Origin of the sequence: Azospirillum lipoferum (assembly GCF_024170005.1) — a bacterium.
GTDB lineage: Bacteria > Pseudomonadota > Alphaproteobacteria > Azospirillales > Azospirillaceae > Azospirillum > Azospirillum lipoferum.
In genome coordinates this window covers 510245-526446 of sequence record NZ_JALJXJ010000002.1, presented here as the reverse complement: position 1 = coordinate 526446, position 16202 = coordinate 510245, and the positions used below count along the sequence as shown (strand labels likewise).

18 protein-coding genes and 1 tRNA gene are annotated in these 16202 nt (G+C 66.1%); 3 read left to right on the top strand and 16 right to left on the bottom strand.

Annotated elements, in window-relative coordinates:
- Positions 1-70 precede the first annotated feature (70 nt).
- The gene (locus J2848_RS06375; RefSeq protein WP_149229959.1) at positions 71-1339 is read left to right on the top strand and encodes a hypothetical protein; all 1269 of its coding nucleotides are present in this window, start codon (positions 71-73) and stop codon (positions 1337-1339) included.
- A gap of 360 nt (positions 1340-1699) precedes the next feature.
- On the opposite strand, the gene J2848_RS06370 is transcribed toward J2848_RS06375, so the two are convergent.
- From J2848_RS06370 to cysE, 7 genes are all read right to left on the bottom strand, one after another.
- Positions 1700-1774: transfer RNA gene (locus J2848_RS06370), tRNA-Met, on the bottom strand.
- Positions 1775-1943: 169 nt separating this feature from the next.
- Entirely contained in the window at positions 1944-3119 is a 1176-nt protein-coding gene (gene mnmA / locus J2848_RS06365; protein WP_149229960.1) for a tRNA 2-thiouridine(34) synthase MnmA, read from the bottom strand.
- Between the two features lie 110 nt (positions 3120-3229).
- Complete coding sequence (locus J2848_RS06360) at positions 3230-3559, bottom strand: ferredoxin family 2Fe-2S iron-sulfur cluster binding protein (RefSeq protein ID WP_012974620.1); 330 nt, start codon at positions 3557-3559, stop codon at positions 3230-3232.
- A gap of 66 nt (positions 3560-3625) precedes the next feature.
- Positions 3626-4306, bottom strand: coding sequence for a molecular chaperone DnaJ (locus tag J2848_RS06355; protein ID WP_149229961.1), 681 nt, complete (start codon positions 4304-4306; stop codon positions 3626-3628).
- 170 nt (positions 4307-4476) lie between these two features.
- The gene (locus tag J2848_RS06350) at positions 4477-5616 is read right to left on the bottom strand and encodes a cysteine desulfurase family protein (protein ID WP_149229962.1); all 1140 of its coding nucleotides are present in this window, start codon (positions 5614-5616) and stop codon (positions 4477-4479) included.
- Between the two features lie 45 nt (positions 5617-5661).
- Entirely contained in the window at positions 5662-6147 is a 486-nt protein-coding gene (locus J2848_RS06345; RefSeq protein ID WP_149229963.1) for an Rrf2 family transcriptional regulator, read from the bottom strand.
- The gene (gene cysE, locus J2848_RS06340) at positions 6144-6923 is read right to left on the bottom strand and encodes a serine O-acetyltransferase (RefSeq protein ID WP_149229964.1); all 780 of its coding nucleotides are present in this window, start codon (positions 6921-6923) and stop codon (positions 6144-6146) included. Before cysE ends, J2848_RS06345 begins: the two co-directional genes overlap by 4 nt.
- A gap of 346 nt (positions 6924-7269) precedes the next feature.
- Here cysE and J2848_RS06335 point away from each other — a divergent pair, with 346 nt between their 5' ends.
- Positions 7270-7932, top strand: coding sequence for an alpha/beta hydrolase (locus tag J2848_RS06335; protein WP_085089866.1), 663 nt, complete (start codon positions 7270-7272; stop codon positions 7930-7932).
- Positions 7933-7995: 63 nt separating this feature from the next.
- Here J2848_RS06335 and J2848_RS06330 read toward each other — a convergent pair whose 3' ends face one another.
- The 7 genes from J2848_RS06330 to J2848_RS06300 all read right to left on the bottom strand — a co-directional run bounded on the left by J2848_RS06330 (position 7996) and on the right by J2848_RS06300 (position 12819).
- Positions 7996-8403, bottom strand: a complete 408-nt coding sequence (locus J2848_RS06330) for a DUF2155 domain-containing protein (RefSeq protein ID WP_246193680.1) — start codon at positions 8401-8403, stop codon at positions 7996-7998.
- A gap of 151 nt (positions 8404-8554) precedes the next feature.
- On the bottom strand, positions 8555-8818 hold the full coding sequence (locus J2848_RS06325) for a hypothetical protein (protein WP_149229965.1): 264 nt from the start codon (positions 8816-8818) through the stop codon (positions 8555-8557).
- Between the two features lie 116 nt (positions 8819-8934).
- Positions 8935-9456 carry an outer membrane lipid asymmetry maintenance protein MlaD gene (gene mlaD / locus J2848_RS06320; RefSeq protein ID WP_149229966.1) on the bottom strand — a complete coding sequence of 174 codons (522 nt, stop codon included), beginning with the start codon at positions 9454-9456 and terminating at the stop codon, positions 8935-8937.
- 103 nt (positions 9457-9559) lie between these two features.
- Positions 9560-9952 (bottom strand): NADH:ubiquinone oxidoreductase subunit NDUFA12, encoded by a 393-nt coding sequence (locus J2848_RS06315; RefSeq protein WP_149229967.1) that lies wholly within the window; start codon positions 9950-9952, stop codon positions 9560-9562.
- 135 nt (positions 9953-10087) lie between these two features.
- On the bottom strand, positions 10088-10495 hold the full coding sequence (locus J2848_RS06310; protein ID WP_149229968.1) for a hypothetical protein: 408 nt from the start codon (positions 10493-10495) through the stop codon (positions 10088-10090).
- A 10-nt stretch (positions 10496-10505) separates the two neighbouring features.
- On the bottom strand, positions 10506-11756 hold the full coding sequence (locus J2848_RS06305; protein ID WP_149229969.1) for an MFS transporter: 1251 nt from the start codon (positions 11754-11756) through the stop codon (positions 10506-10508).
- Between the two features lie 124 nt (positions 11757-11880).
- Complete coding sequence (locus J2848_RS06300; RefSeq protein ID WP_149229970.1) at positions 11881-12819, bottom strand: LysR family transcriptional regulator; 939 nt, start codon at positions 12817-12819, stop codon at positions 11881-11883.
- 120 nt (positions 12820-12939) lie between these two features.
- On the opposite strand from J2848_RS06300, the gene J2848_RS06295 reads away from it, so the two are divergent.
- Complete coding sequence (locus J2848_RS06295; protein ID WP_149229971.1) at positions 12940-13416, top strand: NUDIX hydrolase; 477 nt, start codon at positions 12940-12942, stop codon at positions 13414-13416.
- Here the strand turns inward: J2848_RS06295 and J2848_RS06290 are convergent.
- Complete coding sequence (locus J2848_RS06290) at positions 13361-14266, bottom strand: EAL domain-containing protein (protein ID WP_246193681.1); 906 nt, start codon at positions 14264-14266, stop codon at positions 13361-13363. The two genes, J2848_RS06295 and J2848_RS06290, sit on opposite strands and share 56 nt — an antisense overlap.
- Positions 14267-14472: 206 nt before the next feature.
- Positions 14473-16143, bottom strand: a complete 1671-nt coding sequence (locus tag J2848_RS06285) for a Na/Pi cotransporter family protein (protein WP_149229973.1) — start codon at positions 16141-16143, stop codon at positions 14473-14475.
- Positions 16144-16202: the final 59 nt, after the last annotated feature.

The following is a 16202-nucleotide window of genomic DNA, read 5'->3' as shown; positions in this document are numbered from 1 at the left end:
GCAACATCTCCTTTCACCCCCGTTAAAGGGCGCTTAGCGCTGAATCACTTCTAGGATTAGGAAGATAGACATGCATTTTGAACCGTCAACTGAGCCGAAGCATATACATAAATACCTAGATTTGCTCGTATCTATTCCTGGGATATCGTATTGGCGTCGAAGAGATCGGAGCTTCTCGGACGACCTAAGAGATTATCCGTTGATTAGCTCCTATCTTGAAGAACGATATCCTATTGAATTGGGCATGATTTATCTTCTCACGCGGAAAGCTCAACGTGGCCGTTGGCCAAAACCAGAACACATTATTAGGGAGCCTAAGCTTTATCCACTTTGTGCATTTTCTGCCGCAATCAGCATGGTCTACGAACGCTCAAGCGAGATGGTAAAGCGACGTATCTCTGGTATGCTACGTGATGGCTTGCAAAATGAATTGGAGCCATTCGCGATGGAAATGGGGATGGCGGTCCACCTGATGCGTCAGGGGTTTGACGTCAACTTCAATGATTTGGAACTAGGTGGATTTGATTACTTAGTCCGACGCGATGGATTGGAATTAGAGGTTGAGTGCAAGAATGCAAGCGCTGATGTCGGGCGGCAGATCCACCGCCGTCGTCTTTATCAGCTTAGTGGGTACATTTACGAGCCGATGCAACGTGCTCTTCAGCGGGGCGATGGTCATCTAATCAGGATAGTGATCCCAAACAGGTTGGATGGAAATGCCCGAACCTTGGACCAGATTGCAGCACTGGTTGAAACATCCCTCACCTATCAGCGTGACACACAAGGTACGGTATGCGGTGTCCAGTACACCGCTTTTGACGCCACACAAATCAATTCGGTGCCCTCAGAACTTACACAAATAGCGTTGCGTAGTCTGGTTGCAGACAAGCTCAATGTACACAACCAGAATATTCTTATGATTGCAAAACCTAATGCAGGTGCAGTCATTGCTGTTGTTCAATCACAGCGTCCAGATAATGTGGCAAAAGGACTCTACCGACAGATTTCGCAAGGCGTAAAGCAGTTTACCAAGAATCGTCCCGCTGTTTTGTGCATCCGGCTCGCAGATCTTACTGCAGAGCAACTTCTTGACCTGGGTAGTCCTCGAGAACAACGAGGGGCACCTTCCCTGCTCGAACTGATTGCCACAAAGCTATTCGCCGAGCGTAGCCATGCTCACGTACTGAAACTTGCATATACCACGCCGACAAACGTGACAAGGCAAGGAGATGGAATCGTAGAGCGTCGTATCATTTCTGCTCAAGGACCAGCATATCACTTCACGAATGATGACCATCCATTGGCGGGAGACCTAAGGACTCAAATTTTCACGCGTTGATCCGCAAGCGTATCGTTGCGCTTGTGAAATAAAGATCCAACAACATATTTAATCGAGCAGATGACATGGCGGTTTTTCAGGCTCAATTTGCGCCGTGCTGCACGGCGCAAATTCACATCCCCAGCCAAAACAAATCTACGACCTCGACTTCTCGAGTTTTTCGATACTGATTTTTATACATAATGAATCGCAACGTCGCTGACTATTCGTTCTTTTAGGGGTCTGCATTCCCAGAATGTGAATGCGTATTGTTACGGCGGTTGTGCTGAAGCATGTCGGCGCGTTACTTTCGACATATCTTCGCTTTGCCAAAATGAAAAGACCCGCCAAGTCCATGACCTGGCGGGTCTTTTTCTATGATGGTAGCAGCGGAGGGATTTGAACCCCCGACCAAGGGATTATGATTCCCCTGCTCTACCACTGAGCTACGCTGCCATCGTGAGCGCCGTTGTTGGCGTTTCCGCCGCCGTTGGCTACCATCCTGTCCCGTCGTTGCCGCCGGGAGCCGCTATATAGGATAGGGCGACTTAGGCTGTCAACGCGGAATTTTCGGGGGGTGCGATTTTTTTCGGCCAACCGGCAGAAAGCGGCATAAGCCCCTGATTCAGGCTGCTGTTTCACCAGCCTCCACACCCTCGGCCACACCCCCGGCGGTACCGGAAATCCAGCCGCCGCCCAGCACGCGGTCGCCCTTGTAGACGACGCAGGCCTGGCCGGGGGCAATGCCGTGCTGGGCTTCCAACAACTCAACGCGCGCGGTGCCATCCGGGCCGGCGCGCCACAGGGCAGGGGCCGCCGGCTGGGCGGAGCGGAGCTTCACCGACACCTCGATGCCGGCACTGTCCGCCAGATCGGGGGCCAGATCGGGACCCAGCCAGTTCACGTCTCGCACCATCACCAGCGAGCGGGCGAGGTCGCGGCGCGGGCCGACGACGACGCGGCGGCGGGCAGGCTCCAGGCGGACGACGTAGAGCGCCTCCTCCTCCTGGCCGCGGATGCCGCCGATGCCCAGCCCCTTGCGCTGGCCCACCGTGTAATGGACGACGCCCTTGTGGCGGCCCAGGACGCGGCCGTCGACATGGACGATGTCGCCGGGCTCGACCGAGCCGGGACGCAGCTTCGCCACCACCTCGGCATAATTGCCGTTGGGGACGAAGCAGATGTCCTGGCTGTCGGGCTTCGCCGCCACCTCCAGCCCGTGCCGCTCGGCCAGCGCGCGGGTCTCCGGCTTGGTCAGGCCGCCCAGCGGGAAGCGCAGGAATTCCAGCTGCTCGCGCGTGGTGGTGAACAGGAAATAGCTCTGGTCCTTGGCGGGATCGACGGCGCGGTGCAACTCGGCGCCCTGCGGGCCGGCGATGCGGCGGACGTAATGGCCGGTGGCGAGCGCGTCGGCGCCCAGGTCGCGGGCGGTGCTCAGCAGGTCGCGGAACTTGACGCGCTGGTTGCAGCGCACGCACGGGATCGGCGTTTCGCCGCGCAGGTAGCTGTCGGCGAAATCATCCATCACGTCCTGGCTGAAGCGGCCCTCGTAATCCAGGACGTAATGCGGGATGCCGATGCGGTCGGCGACCTGACGGGCGTCGTAGATGTCCTGGCCGGCACAGCAGGCGCCCGGCTTCTGCAAGGCGAGGCCGTGGTCGTAAAGCTGCAGGGTGATGCCGACGACGTCATAGCCCTCCTCCCGCAGCACGGCTGCGGTGACGGAGGAATCCACCCCGCCGGACATTGCGACGACGACGCGGGTGTCCTGGGGGCGTTTGGAAAGACCGAGGGAGTTCATGGCGCCCTATATAAGTCGGGCAGGCGCCCGGAAAAGGCAGGAAAGAGGCCGCCGGGCGCCGCGTTTGTGCGAAGCCGTCCCGGCGGCCGGAACAGGGTTCCCCCGGACCGTCACTTCATCGCGTTGTTGCTGCCGCCCGGCAGGCGGACGACCAGACCGTCCAACTCTTCGGTCATGATGATCTGGCAGCCCAAGCGTGAGGTCTTGGTCAGGCCGAAGGCGAGGTCCAGCATGTCCTCTTCGTCCTCCTGCGCTTCCGGCAGGACGTCGAACCATTCCGGCTCGATCACGACATGGCAGGTGGAGCAGGCCAGCGAGCCCTCGCAGGCGCCTTCCAGGTCCAGGCTGTTCTTGTGCGCGATCTCCAGCACGGACAGGCCGAGCGGGGCATCCACCTCGCGGCGGGTGCCGTCGGTCTCGATGAAGGTCATCTTGGGCATGGGGTCCTCGTTCCTTTAAGGTTGCCTAGCGCGGTTATAAGAGCGTGGTTGTAAGGGAAGTGTGGTTCAGGTCCGCGGCGTCGTGCGGGCGGCACGGCGATCGCGGACCTCGGCGGCCAGCGCCTCCAGCCGTTCCAGCCGGGCCAGGATGCGGGCCGCACCATCGAAGGCCGACGGGCTGTCGGGGCCGGCGGCGGTCTGCGCCTTGCGGAAGGCGGGGGCGAGATATCTGATGCAGGCCTCGACCCGCTGGTTGAGGTCCAGCCCGATGCGGTCCAGTTCCAGCACGTCGTCGGCACGGGTCAGCCGCGTCGCGAGATCGTCGATCTCCTCGTCGCCGTCCTCATCGCCGGCGGCCGGCGCGCCGCCCAGCAGGGCCAGCAGCGCGTGGGCGCGGCGGATGGGATCGCGCAGCACCTCATAGGCCTCGCGCAAGGCCTCGACCTGGGCCTTGGCGTTGGCCTGCTGGCGCGGGCCGCGGGCGGCGAAACGCTCCGGGTCCATGACGCGGGTGAAGCCGGCATGCTGCTTCGACAGCTGTTCCAGATCAATGTCGAAGCGGCGCTCCAGCCCCAGGCGGGTGAAGGGGTCGAGCGGCCGCGGCGGCTGGGCCGCACCACAGGCGTGGCAGAACAGGGCGCGCGGCGCCACCGAGCGGCCGCAGGTGCCGCAGGGCTCCAGATCGCCGGCGATGGCGCCGGAGATGCCGCCGCTGTTGCCGGGCGGGCCGGATTTGGAACGGGTCATGCGCGCAGTCCGTCAAAACGCCGAACAGGTCGGCCGATGGGATGGTTTACCACGACATGTGGCCACCACGGCCATCCGCGGGGTCATACCGATAAGCCGCATCCGGTGCAATGTGCGAATGCGGGCTTTCCGGGCGGGAGACAGATGGTCGCGTGGGCATGGGGTCCGGGTCAGCCATCCACGGGCGCGCTTCGCCGCGCCATCGCGATCCAGGCCGTCAGGAAGCGGTCCACCGCCTCGTCGTCGCTGGTCCAGCCCAGGCTGATCCGGATGGCGCTGGCGGCGGACCGGTCATCCTCGCCCATCGCCGCCAGCACATGGGACGGCTTCACCTTGCCGCTGGAGCAGGCCGACCCGGCACTGACCGCCACGCCGGCAAGGTCCAGCGTCATCACCTGGGTCTCGCCGGGAAGGCCGGGCAGCATCAGGCAACTGGTGTTGGCGACCCGCGCCGCACCGGCCCCCATCACCCGGGCGCGCGGCATGGCGGTCAGCGCCTCGCGCTCCAGCCGATCGCGCAGGGTCGCGAGGTCGGCTGTTTCCGCCAACCCGTCCCGCGCCAGCCGGGCCGCTGCGCCGAAACCGACGATGCCCAGCAGGTTCTCCGTACCGGCCCGCTTGCGCCGCTCCTGCCCGCCACCGCGGATCAGCGCGTCGGGTTCCAGTCCCTCGGCCAGGATCAGGGCGCCGACACCGGTCGGGCCGCCCAGCTTGTGCGCCGACAGCGTCATCAGGTCGACGCCCAGGTCGGATGGCGACAGCGGCAGCCGCCCGGCAGCCTGCACCGCATCGCAATGGACCAGCGCGCCACGGGCGTGGGCGATGCGGGCGGCGTCCGTCACCGGCTGGATCACCCCGGTCTCGTTGTTGACCAGCATCAGCGAGACCAGAGCCGGAGCGTCCGAACCGGCAAGCCGGCGTTCCAGATCGTCCAGGTCGGCGACGCCGTCGCGGCTGACGCCGAAGCGTTCCGTATCGGGCTGGGCAGCCAGCACCGACTCATGCTCGATGGCGGAGGTCAGCAGGCGATGGCCGGGAAAGCCGCGGAGCGCGAAGTTGTTCGCCTCCGTTCCGCTGCCGGTGAACAGCACCTGGGCCGGCTTCACGCCCACCAGAGCCGCCACGGCGGCGCGCGCCTCCTCCACCGCCCGGCGGGCGCTGCGGCCGAAGGCGTGGACGGAGGACGGGTTGCCGACCAGGTCCATCGCCTGACCCATCGCCGCCTTCACCTCCGGCTTCAGCGGAGCGGTGGCGTTGTGGTCCAGATAGACGCCGGTGCGCCGGAACGAGGGGACGAACGGGGCGGTCACTTTTCAGGCATGCTCAACGTGGAAGGCCAATCTCACTCAGCTTCATCACTCGGCGGCGGCGACGGCGGTGTTGTCGGCGGCCGGGGCCGGGCGCAGCAGGTTCAGCCCGCTGGTGCCGATGATCCGCCGCTCCACCACATCGGCCACGGTGACCGAGCTGAGATACATATGGATCTGGTTGCCCAGCTCCTCCCACAAATCGTGGGTCAGGCAGCGCGAGCGGTTGGTGCGGCAGCCCTGCGGCGTGCCGTTGGCGCAGCGGGTGGTGCGGATCGGCTCGTCCACCGCCAGGATGATGTCGGACACGCGGGTGGCGTCGGCCGGATGGGCCAGCAGATAGCCGCCGCCGGGACCGCGTACGCTCTTGACCAGACCGCCCTTGCGCAGCTTGGCGAACAGCTGTTCCAGATAGGACAGCGAAATCTCCTGCCGCTCCGCGATGTCGGCCAGCGCGACCGGGCTGCCCTGGCTGGTGGCGGCCAGATCGACCATCGCCATCACGGCATAGCGTCCCTTGGTGCTGAGTCTCATCGCGATTCTCCTTGCGCTTCGTGCATCCCGACGTGGGAGGCCACCGTCTCTAGCGGTGTGGGTGTTGAACGGGGTAGAGCGGCGGGGCGGTCCGCCTCCAGCTCGCCGACACGGGACTGCAGCGCCGTCACCTGATCGAGCAGGCCGGTCAGCGCGCGGGCCACCGGGTCGGGAATGTCGCCGCAGGGAGTGCCGTAGGGCATGAATTTGCGGGTTTCGGCGCGGTCGCGTGCCACCACCGGCTTGGCCGGGATGCCGACCACTGCGGTGTCGGCCGGCACGTCGGCGACCACCACCGCATTGGCGCCGATGCGGGCGCCGCGGCCGATGGTGATGGCGCCCAGGATCTTGGCGCCGGCGCCGACGATGACGCCGTCTCCCAACGTCGGGTGGCGCTTGCCGGGGTTCAGAGAGGTGCCGCCCAGCGTCACCCCATGATAGAGCATGACGTCGTTGCCTATTTCCGCCGTCTCGCCGATCACGACACCCATGCCGTGGTCGATGAAGAAGCGACGGCCGATGGTGGCGCCGGGATGGATTTCGATGCCGGTCAGCGAGCGGGCGATCTGCGAGATCAGACGGGCCGTGATGTGCCAGCCGGCGTCGCGGGCGCGCCGGGCGATGCGGTGAAGCACGATCGCGTGCAAGCCCGGGTAGCAGAGCGCCACCTCCAGCCGGGACCGCGCGGCGGGGTCGCGCGCCATGATCCCATCGATCTCTTCGCGAAGATGCTTGAACACGCCATCACCCGCCGTGGTATAGTCCGCCGCTCTCATCGGCCGCCCGCGCCCGGCTTCGGCCTGTCGGACCCTTGCGGTTCAGGACCTTCCGGTCCGGATCCTTAAGGGTTCCGGCCGGCAGGGACCCGGACTTATCGATCGGTCCGGCTAGCGCTGGAGCCGATCGGGCGGGTCAGGCGGGTTGTCCCGGAGGACGTTACGACGCATATATGATGACCAAGCAAAACGGTCAAGAATTGTGTGCGGAAAACCCCACTCCAAGACGGGAAAATCCGTGACGGGCCAGATGGCCTGTGCGCCGGGGCGGTTTGCCGGATGAAAATCCGGCCGGTCGTCGCGGTGGTTCCAACAACCCTTTGTCCGCGTCAGGAACGTCGTTCCCATGCCTGAAGTGCTCTTCAACGGTCCCGCCGGTCGCCTGGAAGGCCGTTACACCCACGGCAAGCAGCCGAACGCCCCGGTCGCGCTGCTGTTGCACCCGCACCCGCAGCACAATGGGACGATGAACAACAAGGTGGTCTTCACCCTGTTCCAGTCCTTCACCAAGCGCGGCTATTCGGCGCTCCGCTTCAATTTCCGCGGCGTCGGGCGCAGCCAGGGCACCTATGACAAGGGGGAGGGCGAACTGGCCGACGCGGCTGCGGCGCTCGACTGGCTGCAGACCTACAATCCCAACGCGCCGCTCTGCTGGATCGGTGGCGTCTCGTTCGGCGCCTGGATCGGCATGCAACTGCTGATGCGCCGCCCCGAGATCGACGGCTTCGTGTCGGTCTCGCCGCCGGCCAACCTGTTCGACTTCTCGTTCCTGGCGCCGTGCCCGTCCTCGGGCCTGATCATCCATGGCGACAAGGACGAGGTGGTGCCCCAGGCGGCAGTGACCAAGCTGGTGACCAAGCTGTCGCACCAGAAGGACATCCGCATCGACCACCGTGTCGTCCCCGGCGCCAGCCACTTCTTCGTCAACCGCACCGACGATCTGGCAACCCAGGTGGACGATTATCTGGACAAGGCGCTGGGCAATCCCATCGCGGCGGTGGCGGAGTAAGACACCCCCTTAACCCTCTCCCACAGGGTGGGAGGGGGTTGAGGGGGCAATCTTCCAAAGTCCTTATTGCTCGCAGCCCAGAACCCACACGTCGTAAATCGGGTTCTCCATCGCCGACAGGGCCGGGCTGGAGGCGAACATCCAGCCGCTGAAGACCTGCTCCGCCTGCTCGCCGGGCTTGATCTCCGTCACTTCCAGGAAGGCAGCGGATTCCGGGGTCTCGATCGGCGGGTTCTCACGGCAGGCGCGCAACGTGATGCGCAGGCTGCTCACCGCCTTGGTCTCTCCCACCTTCATGGTGAAGGTGGACGTGCGGGCGGTCACCTTGTCCAGCCATCGCAACTTGGCCGTTGGCCGCTCGATCATCTGGCTGGGGACCGGGGCAGCCTGGACGGCGGCCACGCATACCAGCAGGGCAGCGGCACCCAGCAGACCAGCCACCGGTCGGCGAAAAGTCGAAAGTCTCGTCACGTCGGATCGCTTCCGTAATTGCGGACGGCGCCTGGCGGAGGACCCAGCCAGTCGGCGGGACCTCCGCCGGGGCGCTCCGCCTTCTATCCCGGAAGCGGGGTCAGCGTCCAGTGGTGGGGGACGCCGGGGTGTATTGTGCGAATGGTGTGTATCAGCGCGTGACGGTGCTGCGCGAGGCAGGAGCGCTGTAGGTGGCGCCGGACCCGCTCTGTGCGTTGCGGTCTTCGATCTTCTGGGTCGCCGCACCGGCGCCGGCGCCTGCGGCGGCTCCGACCACGGCGCCCACCGGTCCGCCGACCACGGCACCGGCCGCGGCACCGCCTAACCCGCCTGTGGCCGACTTCTCTTCCATGTTGGCGCCGCACGCGGCGGTGGCCAGCGCGAGACCGAGGATGGACAAATGGAGCAGATGCATCGCGTTCCTCCCTGCTTCGTGATCCGGCAGCAATTTCTACCTGGACCGGAGGAGGAACGCTCGAGCGTGGCCGTCAGTTCCGGCCACGTTCAGGGTTGGGTGCCAGGGTTGGGGGATTAGAGCTTGGGCGGCTGGGCGGGCGCTTGGCCAGGGGCTTGGCCCTGCTGGCCGTTGGCCTGATCGCCCGACTTGCTCATGCTTTGCAACGAGAAGATGACTTGGCCCAGCAACTGCTCCAGGCCCGGGGTGCTCTGGGTGAACTCGATCTTGCCGTTCGGCTTGATCGCGTCGGGATCGCCGCCCGGCTCCAGCGACAGGAACTTGCCGCCCAGCAGGCTTTCCGAGGCGATGACCGCCGCGGTGTCCTTCGGCAGCTTCACCGAATTGTCGACCGACAGATGGACCACCGCCTGATAGCTGGTCGGGTCGAGCGTCAGCGCGGTGACCGTGCCGACCTTCACGCCGCTGATCCGCACGTCGGCGCCGCTTTGCAGGCCGGTGATGCTGTTGAAGTTGGCGGTGACGTCATAGCCCTGCACCTTGCGCAGGTCCGCACTTTTGTAGGCGAAGGCAAGGAACACAGCGGCCACGGCGAGCACGACGCCGCCAAGCACGGTTTCGATCACATTCCGGCGCATAGAGCTATCCTGCTGCGAGTTCCCGAATCGAAACCCGGCCCGCATGGGGCCGGGCTTTCCATTCCGCTTTCCGTTCCGACTTGATGGTCAGTCCCGGCAGGGATCAGCTCGGAGTCCAGGGTTCGTAATCGCCGGTGGCCGGCACGCGCTGGCCGCCAGCCAGCACATGGCCGGGCGGACGATAGGCCTGGACCGAACCCGACATGTTGGGCAGATGTTCCTTCTGCCACGGCTTGTGGAAGGCGCTCGACCCCTCGGGCAGCGGCTCCTTGGTGGTGTGGTGCAGCCAGCCGTGCCATTCCGGCGGGATCTTGGAGGCGTCGGGCTCACCGGCATACAGGACCCAGCGGCGCTCGCGCGTGCCGGGCTGGGTGTCCTTGTTGCGGTAATAGACGTTGCCGAAGCGGTCGCTGCCGACCTTGGCGCCCCGGCGCCACGTGACGTAACGGATGTGTATGTTCGCCAGTTTGGTGAACAGGGAGATCGGCTCGCTCATCGTCGCTCACGAATTCCGGAGTCTGGCCCCGCGGGAACGGGGCTGGTCGAATGCGGGCCGCACTATGACACCGCAAGGGACGCGCGTCCACCGTTGGTGAGGCCCAAGCTGCGCCGAGAGGGTGGAAAGAAGCCCCTATTGCAGGCGGGTGGCGGCGATCTTGGCCGTATCGACCGGCATGGCGGTGCAGCCGCCCAGAGTCGGGCCGACCGGAAGCTCGCCGAAGGCAGCCAGCGCGCCCTCCGCCTTCAGCCGTCCGACGAATCCGGGTTCCGTTCCGCGGGCCACCCAGGCGAATCCAAGCCAGGTGGAGCGCACCGGTTCGCCTCCCGCCCGCACCATCGCCGCCATGGCGTCGGCATCGCTGGTGCCGGGGGAGAAGACCGCCAGCATCATGCCGTCGGTCCTATCCGGCAGGGCGGCACGTTGCAGCGACAGCCCCATCAACCCTGCCCAGACCAGCAGGATGCCGCCCAGCAGTGCCATGGCAAGGCCGTGGCCGATGGGCAATCCGGGAGAGGAGTGGGCGGGACCGTCGCTCATGGGAATTACCTTACGCCTTCGCCTCGGCCGCCGCCAGCGACGGGGCGGGCTTCTCGGCGATCGGCCAGTGGACGATGGTCGCGAACATGGCCAGCGCCACGCCCAGCCACCAGACGACGTCGTAGGACCCCGTCCGCTCATACAGCAGGCCGCCCAGCCAGACGCCCAGGAAGCCACCGACCTGATGGCTGAAGAAGGCGAAGCCGTAGAGCGTGCCCATGTAGCGGGTACCGAACATCAGCGCGACGAGGCCGGAGGTCGGCGGCACGGTGGACAGCCACAGCAGGCCCATCACCGCGGCATAGGCGATCACCGTCACCGGGGAGATCGGCAGCAGGATGAAGATCGCCGTCGCGATGCCGCGCGAGAAATAGTTGGCGCACAGCAGGTAGCGCTTGCTGACCTTGCCAGCCAGGACGCCCGACGCGTAGGAGCCGACGACGTTGAACAGGCCGATCAGCGCCAGCGCCCAGGCGGCCAGCGTCGGGCTGATGCCGGCGGCGGTCAGGTAGGGCGGCAGGTGGGTGGTGATGAAGGCCAGCTGGAAACCGCAGACGAAGAAGCCGGCGACCAGCAGCACATAGCTGCGGTGCTGGAAGGCTTGGCGCACCGCGGCGATGTAGCCGATATTGGCGCCGGTCACGGCCGGAGTGCCGCTCGCCGTCATGCCCTTCGGCCCAGGGAAGACGCTGGCCAGCAGCGGTACGGCGATCATCGAGGCGGCCAGCAGCAGCAGGGCGGTCTGCCAGCCGAAGCCGGCGATGAAGGCCTGCCCCATCGGTGCGAACAGGAACTGGCCCATCGACCCGGCGGCGGTGGCGATGCCGACCGACCAACTGCGCTGTTCCGGCGGCAGCAGCCGGGTGAAGCCGGCGATGATGATGCCGAAGGAGGCGCCGGACAGGCCAAGGCCGATCAGCACGCCGGCGGTCAGGTACAACTCGACGCTGGTGGTGGCATAGGGCATCAGCGCCAGACCCGCCGCATAGAGCAGCCCGCCGCCGGCCAGTACCGGGGCCGGGCCGTAGCGGTCGGTCAGCGCCCCGGCGAAGGGACCGCCGGCCCCCCACAGGATGTTCTGGATCGCCATCGCCAGCGCGAAGACGTCGCGGCCCCAGCCGCGGGTTTCCGAAAGCGGGCCGATGAACAGCCCCATGCTGGAGCGTGGTCCGAAGGCTAGCATCGAGATCAGGCAGCCGCAGATCACGACGAGTGCGGGCGTCCTCCAGGAGGGCGCCGGTGCAGGGGTGGCGGTGGTCAAGGCATCCTCCCGGATCCGGGCGTCGGTCCGCACCGGTGTTGTGGAACTGCTCGCAATGGAATTGCGTCTGCTCCGACGATAGGCGGGCATTAACAGTTCGGCAAATTCATAATCGGCAATCAGGTCATTCCGCAGCGGAATGCAGAAGAGGATGTTCTTCCGTCACGCGATCGGTCCGGCGGCCGGCTGCCATGTCGCGCCGAAGCGCTTCCTCCAACCGGTCGAACACCGGAGCGATGCGTCCAGTCGTCCGTGCCTGGATCAGCCAGATCGTCACCGACATGCGGAAGTTGGGAAGGTCGAGGGGCCGAACCGTCGCCGCTTCCGGAATCGGTGCGATCAGCCCCATCGGCGCCAGACCATACCCGACACCGCGGGACACCAGCGACACCAGAAGGCTTTGGTCGTAAGCCTCAACCGTCACGTTCGGCTGCAAGCCGAACGGAGCCAGCGCCTGATGGAGCGCCTCGCGATACCGGCAGCCGTTCGGTTGCAGCACCCAGCCGCGCTGGTTCATGGCGGCCAGATCGGTGGTGTCGTCGCCGGGTGCGGCGATGATGCTGACCGGTTCCGTCCCGATCCGGCGGGCCGGCAGGTCCTCGGGCGGTGCCTGCTCCTCACACAGCAGGATCACAGCACCATCCAGCGTGCCGGCACGCACCTGCTCGATCAGCGGGTTGCTCCAGTCCGCATGCAGACGCAAAGTCAGTCCGGGAAAGCCGGCCCGCAACTCGTCCAACGGCTGTCCGGTGGTCAGCGCGGTCAGCACATGCGCCGTGCCCAGCCGCAACAGACCGCGTGGTTCGGTCGAGCCGGCAAAGGCGTCGGCGAAATCACTGGTCGCCGCCAGGATGCGCCGGGCATGGGCCAGCGCCAGTTCGCCGTCGCGGGTCAGCGCCAGCGGCTTGGTCTGCCGGTCGAACAGCATGACACCCAGTTCCGCCTCCAGCCGCTGGATCAGCCGCGACACGGCGGACTGGGTCAGGCCCAGGCGGTTGCCGGCCTCCTGCACCGACTGCGCATCGGCCACGGCGATGAAGGTGCGGATCTCGTTGAGCTTCATGGAGGCGGCCGTATGGTCGGGTGGAGTGCGCCGGCAGGACGCGGCGATGCGTCTTCGCGTCTGGTGTCGCAGTGTCGGACCGCGTTAACCTCGGGTCAAGCCATCGATAGGGAGCCGTTCATGTCCGCCAGCCCGCCTGACCGTTCCAGCCGCGAATATCCCGACCGTCCCTGGGTCGGGGTTGGGGTCGTCGTCTGGCGCGGGGACAAGGTTCTGCTGATCCGGCGGGGCAAGGCGCCGCGGATAGGGCAGTGGAGCCTGCCGGGCGGGGCGCAGTCGGTTGGCGAGACCGTGTTCGAAACCGCGGTGCGCGAGGTGCGCGAGGAGACCGGACTGGAGGTTGTGCCGACCGGGATCGTCACTGTCGTCGACGCCATCACCCCCGATGCCGAGGGCCGCGTCCATTATCATTACACGCTGGTCGAGGTGGCGGCGGAGAGTGCGGAGGGTGATCCCCTCTGTGCCGACGACGCGCTGGAGGCCTGCTGGGCTACCGCCGAGGAGGCGGGGGAACTGACGGAGTGGGATGAGACACGGCGGGTCATCCTGCTGTCTGCGGCCCAGCGGCGGAGCCCCCAGACCCCCCAGATACCATAGACCCCATCGGCCGTACGATCACGCTGCGCTCGGCGAGGAAGTCGCCGACCCCGTCGGTGGTCAGTGGACGCGACAGCCAGTAGCCCTGCAGAACGTCGCAGCGATAGGCTTGCAGGTAGAGCCGCTGTTCCTGCGTCTCCACCCCTTCCGCCACCACGCCGAGATCCAGTGCGTGGGCCAGCGCCACCACCGCCTGGACGATGGCGGCGGCGTCGCGGTCCTCCACCATCGCCTGGACGAACTGCTTGTCGATCTTCAGCGCCTCCACCGGCACCCGGCGCAGGGTGGCCAGCGACGACCAGCCGGTGCCGAAATCGTCCAGCACCAGCCTGATGCCGGCGCCGCGCAGCTGCACCAGCGCCTCGCGCGCCTCGACGGTCTGGCTGAACATGCTGGTTTCGGTCAGCTCCAGCTTCAGGTTGGCGGCGGGCAGGCCGGTTTCCGCCAGGATCCCCAGCACCTTCAGCACCAGCGCCGGATCGTCGAGCTGCCGCGCCGACAGGTTCACCGACACCGGAATGTCGGGATAGCCGGCACGCAGCCAGCCGGCCGCGGCAACGCAGGCTGTCCGCAGGGTCCATTCGCCCAGCAGATGGATCGCCTCGCCCTGTTCGGCCATCGGCACGAACACGTCGGGGGGCAGCATGGTGCCGTCGGACAGACGCCAGCGCGACAGAGCCTCGAACCCGGTCAGGCGGTTGGTGACGACATCGGCCTGCGGCTGGAAGACCAGGGACAGCTCCTGCCGGTCGATGGCGTCGCGCACCCGCTCGGCGAATCCGGCGTCGGATCCCGCCTGCGCACCGGACCCGTTTGCGGGTCCGTTCGACGTCGCGTGCGTGTTCGCCACCGTCCGCTCCCTCTCGACAACCATTCCCTGGGGCAGCAACCGCCCATCGGGCCCATTGCCATAACAATCACAGGAAGGTTTTGTTAACCATGTCGCGAAAGAGCTTGGCGAATTTTATATGGTTACGAAAGAGTTAACGTTGCTGCGCCGGTGACAAGAAAAGGTCGAAGCAGAGGCGCCGCCGCTCCCCTATCGGGCATGAACGGTCACGCCCGTGCTGTCCCCCGTTTGAGGCGGCTGGGCAGCAGTTCCCCCGATTGATCGAGCACGGGATAGGCGGCGGCGACCAGATGGGCGTTGATGCGACGAAGGTCGCGCAGGATGTCCAGATGGAGGGCGCTGGTCTCGACGCTTTCCTTGCGTCCGGCGCGCAGGCGGGCGAAATGCGCTTCGGTGGCGCTGGTCTCCAGGTCGCGGATCACCTCCTTCTCATGAATCAGCGCGCGGGCGGAACGGACGTCGCGCGACACGAAGACGGCGGCGGCCAGCCGCTGGGTCTCGCTCAGCCGTTCCAGCATGCCGGCAATCTCGGCCGCTCCTTCGGTGGAGAAGCGCAGCTTGCGCCGGATCTTCTTCGAGGCCATCTCCATCAGGTTGCAGTCGACGATGTCGCCGACATGCTCCAGGTTGATGGTGAAGGTCAGGACGTCCGACATCCGGCTGGCGTCGCCTTCGTCCAGATCCTCGACATTGATCTGGGTGAGGTAGCGCTTGATCGCCTCGTGCAGCCGGTCCAGGACATCGTCCATCCGGCGGATCTCCTGCACCCGCTTGCGGTCGTCGCTCTGGATCACGTCCAGCGCGCCGCGCAACATGCTGTCCACTGTGTCTGCCATGCGTAGCGCTTCGCGCGCGGCGTTGGCGATGGCGAGGTGGGGGACGCGCAGGGCACTGCGGTCGAGATAGAGCGGCATCGCCGGGTCGGCGACCGCCACCCGTTCCGGAAACATCCGGGTCAACGCCCGCGCGAACCAGGGCAGCGGGCCGATGAAGAGGCCGGCCATCGCCAGATTGAAGGCGAGGTGGAAGTTGGCCGCCAGCCGCGTTGCGTCCGGCGATACCATCTGCAAGCCGGAGGTGATCGGTTCCAGCAGCGGCACGACGATCAGGCAGCCGACAAGGCGGTTGACGAGGTTGCCCACCGGCAGCCGCCGGGCCGCCGGGTTGCGGCCGTCGCCGCCCGGCCCTTCGATCACCGGATTGACGGCGCTGCCCAGATTGGCGCCAGCCACCATGGCGACCGCGGCCTCCGGTCCGATCACTCCGCCGCCGGCCAGCGAGGCGATCAGCAGGATGGCGGCGACGCTGGAATGGGCGGCCCAGGACAGCAGGGCCGCCAGCATCACCGCCACCACCGGGTCGGCGGTCAGCATCGCCAGCATCCGCCGCAGCATCGGCGCATTCTCCGCCGGGGCGATGGTCGCCAGCAGCAAATGCAGCGACAGCAGCATCAACCCCAGCCCGATGGCGACCCGGCCCAGGTCGCGGCTGCGCGTCCGCGCCCCGCGGCGGAAGGCGATGAAGCCGCCCAGCAGCAGGACCGGCGCCACATGGGCGACATCGAAGGCAAGAATTTGGACGATCAGGGTGGAGCCGACATTGGCCCCCAGCATCACCGCCAGCGCCGGCATCAGCGACACCAGCCCGGTGGCGGTGAAGCCGGTCGTCATCAGCCCGGTGGCGGTGCTGCTTTGCAGCAGCATGGTGATGCCCATGCCGGACAGGAAGGCGGTCCAGCGGTTGCGCAGTCCGGCCCCCAGGATGCGGCGCAGGTCGCCACCCAAGGCACGGGTCAGCCCGCTCTGCACCATATGCAGCCCCCACAGGAGCAGCACGACATTCCCGGCCAGTTCCAGCAGCACCCGCGTCGCCTGCATCGAACCCCCTCTGTCGGATCGGGGTTGCAATCGGGCGGCACCCCTAACTGAAGGGTAGG